5 protein-coding genes are annotated in these 3,833 nt (G+C 46.9%); 3 read left to right on the top strand and 2 right to left on the bottom strand.

Translation table 11 applies throughout. From position 1 onward, the window contains the following. Positions 1-215 precede the first annotated feature (215 nt). The 3 genes from IEX86_RS24430 to mobV all read left to right on the top strand — a co-directional run bounded on the left by IEX86_RS24430 (position 216) and on the right by mobV (position 2,496). On the top strand, positions 216-389 hold the full coding sequence (locus tag IEX86_RS24430; RefSeq protein ID WP_188868743.1) for a hypothetical protein: 174 nt from the start codon (positions 216-218) through the stop codon (positions 387-389). Positions 390-403: 14 nt separating this feature from the next. Further along, positions 404-1,117: a hypothetical protein gene (locus IEX86_RS24425; RefSeq protein ID WP_188868742.1), complete on the top strand. Its 714-nt coding sequence runs from the start codon at positions 404-406 to the stop codon at positions 1,115-1,117. Positions 1,118-1,236: 119 nt separating this feature from the next. After that, a complete protein-coding gene (gene mobV / locus IEX86_RS24420; protein ID WP_188868741.1) occupies positions 1,237-2,496 on the top strand; it encodes a MobV family relaxase in 1,260 nt (419 codons plus the stop codon). 4 nt (positions 2,497-2,500) lie between these two features. Here mobV and IEX86_RS25325 read toward each other — a convergent pair whose 3' ends face one another. Together IEX86_RS25325 and IEX86_RS24410 are read right to left on the bottom strand one after the other, a co-directional pair. Further along, entirely contained in the window at positions 2,501-3,043 is a 543-nt protein-coding gene (locus IEX86_RS25325) for a DUF4145 domain-containing protein (RefSeq protein ID WP_229685501.1), read from the bottom strand. Positions 3,044-3,066: 23 nt separating this feature from the next. After that, on the bottom strand, positions 3,067-3,624 hold the full coding sequence (locus IEX86_RS24410; RefSeq protein ID WP_188868740.1) for a helix-turn-helix domain-containing protein: 558 nt from the start codon (positions 3,622-3,624) through the stop codon (positions 3,067-3,069). Positions 3,625-3,833: the final 209 nt, after the last annotated feature.

The raw sequence follows: 3,833 nt of genomic DNA, 5'->3' as shown, positions 1-3,833 counted from the left end.
CCGGACACAGCTGGTGTCCGCACCCCCCTCATAAGTCCTTGATTTATAAGGAGGGAATCAAACCTCTTTCTATACTCTATCCGGGGACCCCGCGATTAGTGGGGATCATTTAAAAAACCGGCCTGCGGCCGTGGTTTGTCCATAGCCCTCTGCGCCTTGAAAAGCGCAAAGGGGGCTGTGGGCAATACCACGGCCTGCAAAGGCAGGAAATGCTCTTGGAGTACAGCAACTGGGGCCCCAGCGTGCTGGGGTTGCTGTACTCTCTGGAAGGGGCACCCTTCCAGTCGCTGTGCGCCGACAAACTCCTAGTTATCCTTAAACAAAGTGCAACGGCTGCTTCGCTCCTTCAGGGTGCTGACTACGTCCTGCGCGCTTCGCTTGCTATGTAATCAAGGCGAAAAATATGGCTATCCGAATTTTTTTCTTTGTCCGGTTTTTTAAGGAAGAAAAGCATCGCCAAGATTTTATAAAAGGCGATCTTTATATGAACCGATTGAAGTATTTTAAGCACTATGAAGAAGAAGATCCGTGCAATATCGGCGATCCTCACGAGGGTGCTTATAAGTGGTTGCAGCCGGATCAGGTGGTCATTCACATCACTGATCCGAGAACAGGAAAGGAATATCCAATAGAAGGGATTATTAAGCCTGTTGTATTTCAATACACAGCTCACGACGACTATCACGTTTATTGCATGTCAGCCCTGTATTTCAACGATGATGATCGTTTTGATAGTCATGAAGAGATGGCAGCAGCATCGTTACTCGATACCTCAATTGGTGACCTGGGTGATTACTGCCTGATTATCAAAGCTCAACCTTTCATTGATCGACTAGATAAAGCGCTAGAAGCACTGCCTAATGATCATGTTTTTGGTCATGGTTTAGTTCAATACTTTGATCCAGAAGTCTTCAGCGGATCGTTTGAGGGTGATGCTGCAATTTTTCACAAGCGGAACTGCTTTAGTCACCAGCGGGAGTACCGAATATTTGTTGCCGACGAGCAGCAAGGCAACACTCCTCGAATCATTAACATTGGCGATTTATCTGACATCGTGATGAGTTGCTCTAAAGCTGAATTGAACAACATCGTTAAAATTCAAACGGTAGATAACTAGACTTTTTAGCAGGAAAGCTTTGAGCTTTTTTGCCCCGCAGGGGCCGAGCTACTTTCGAAGAAAGTGTAGTGAGTCCACTCTGTAAAACAGAGGGGGCTTTTACGTGCTATCCTGCAAGCATGGGATACGCAATTTTGAGAACGCAAAAGCTGAAATCGCCGGTCGCTGTGCGCCGGTCGATGAGGCACGCCTTTAGGGAACAGGAAACACCTAATTCTGATCCGGCCAAGCACTCGCATAACACCCATATCGGAGCGCATTCGGTAACCGAAGGAATGGCAGCATTCAATGCCCAGTTACCAGATAAGTACCGCAAGGATGCTGTTCTGGCGATTGAGTACCTTGTAACCGCCAGTCCCGAGGCAATGCACGCCAAGACAAGAGAACAGCAAGACCAGTATTTCTATGATGCCCTGGAGTGGCTGCGATCTAAGCATGGTGTGGATCAGGTGATCTATGCCGGGATACACCGTGACGAAACCACGCCACACATGTATGCGTATGTGGTCCCCCGTGACCCTGATACTGGCCGGTTGAACTGCAAAAAGTGGCTAGGCGGAGCAAAAGCACTCAACCAGATGCAAACTGATTTTGCGGAGTTAGTTGGACAGCGTCATGGGTTAAAGCGCGGGATCGAGGGCAGCAAGGCAAAGCATCAGCGGGTTAGCCAATTCTATGCGGCCATACAGCAAGAGCCGACTCATGTGGACCTTAAGCCTGAGCAGCTAAAGCCTGAAGTGCTAAAAAAAGGGCTATTCAGCAGTGTCTATGAGACTCCAGAAGCCCAAGCAGAGCGTCTGAGCAAATGGGTACAAAAGCATTATTCCCCAATTGTGATTACTGCCTCTGTAGCGCAGCAGGAGGCCCGTAGAGCGCGAGAAATGACCAAGACGGCCGAAGGCTTAGGGAAACGGCTAGAGGTCGCTACAGAGCGTCTCAGGGGCTTTGACCGCATCTTTGAAGGGCTGACTACGACAGATGCTAAAGAGGTTGCTAAAAAAGCCATTGAGCTACGCAAAAAGCGCGAAATTGAGGCAGAGCAAAAACGTCGTGTTGACATGCTCCAGACCCTAGTCAGAACAAAGGCTGGTGCGGCCTATACGTTTGCTAAAAATGCAATTGAGGCCATGCAGGGAAAGTTTGAGAACTGGCGTCGCGTTGATTGGGCGAAAGTGGAAGAGAAGGCAATTCATGAAGCTGTGAATGAGCATCGTCAGTCTATGCGCTCCGTGGTTGAAGCCATCATGAAGTATTCGCCAGCTCAAGCGGATAAGACTTCAGACCAGATCAAAACCATAGTAGCCGAAGTAGAAGCACGCACTTCTACTCTAAGCCAGCCAACTCTAAGAAAGAATCACGGACCTTCACCAAGCCGTTAATATTTCAACAAGGAATTTTATTAGGGAATTCGTAAATAAACTTCATCAGCATTTCCAGAAATGCAATAAGTTCTTCGGCATCTGATTTACTCATTGAAGCGATTTCATGAGTGGCTTCGTTTCCTTTTTTCCTAATATGATCAACCCAACCGCGACCATTAGGAGGAACATATCCTTTATCAGCTAAATAAGTTACATAATAAATAAACGGTTTGCCTTCTTCAGCTCCTTCTCGTACAGCAATATTCATTAGTAATTTACGAGAGATAAGTACAGAGCCCGTATAAGATGAGGCAGCAACACAGTTTCTAGCCTCCTTATAGAGACCTTCTATGTCTTCAGGAAGATGCTGAACGTCATTACCAGGCGCAATATCTGGGTACTGATAATTCACATCAAAGTGAGTTGGCTGACCGCAGTGGGAGCAAATATATATTCTTTGATTAGATCCGTTTCTGGTATATCCAGCTGAACTAGCAACAATATTTCCACAATGACCACACGTAAACTTTCTAGATCCTAGATTTTGAACACCTAGCCAACTCATTAGAAATATATCCTTTATCAAGTTTATTGTTCATTTAGAGCAGGTAAATCAGGTTCCATACCTGGAATTGAAGGCTGAGCGGGAGGATCTTCACCGGGACCACTGGCAAATTGTTGTTCACCAGGATAAAGCGTAGGAATACGACGAAGGTCTTCGTGCTCAAGGGTGGCATGGTCCTGATCTTCAGCATCAGCAATAACTGTTGCTGAAAATACAGACAAACAAAGCTGATCCCTACGCTGACCCCAAGCGACACGATCATTTACTACGTATGCAGCTTCCTTCCCACTGCCAAGCCTAACTACTTGTATCCATCGTTCTTCAACTAGATCAGCGACAGCACGACGTACTGTACGCTCATGAATCCCCATTATTTTCGCTAGTGTTTTTTGACTTACTACGACTGCGTTTTGATGACCCATCTGGGCAACTAGATGATGTAACAGCATTGCTGCCCGAGGCTTACGAGCAATTAGATTGGCCCATGCTTCATGCGCTTTGCGCTCCGTCTGTACCCAGTTACCCGGTTTGTTTTTAGCAGGAATGCCTACTTTGTCCTGAGGTGCGGTCATCGTGGTCATAATATGAGACTAACCTGTCCTGATTTGTGACAGATTAACTGTCTAAAATTTGGAAAAATTTGTCAAGTTTTTGGACAACCCCGGACACAGCTGGTGTCCGCACCCCCGGACACAGCTGGTGTCCGCACCCCCCTCATAAGTCCTTGATTTATAAGGAGGGAATCAAACCTCTTTCTATACTCTATCCGGGGACCCCGCGATTAGTGGGG

This window comes from Pseudomonas asuensis, from assembly GCF_014646755.1.
GTDB classification, from domain to species: Bacteria; Pseudomonadota; Gammaproteobacteria; order Pseudomonadales; family Pseudomonadaceae; genus Chryseomonas; species Chryseomonas asuensis.
This window is presented reverse-complemented; position numbering and strand designations above follow the sequence as displayed.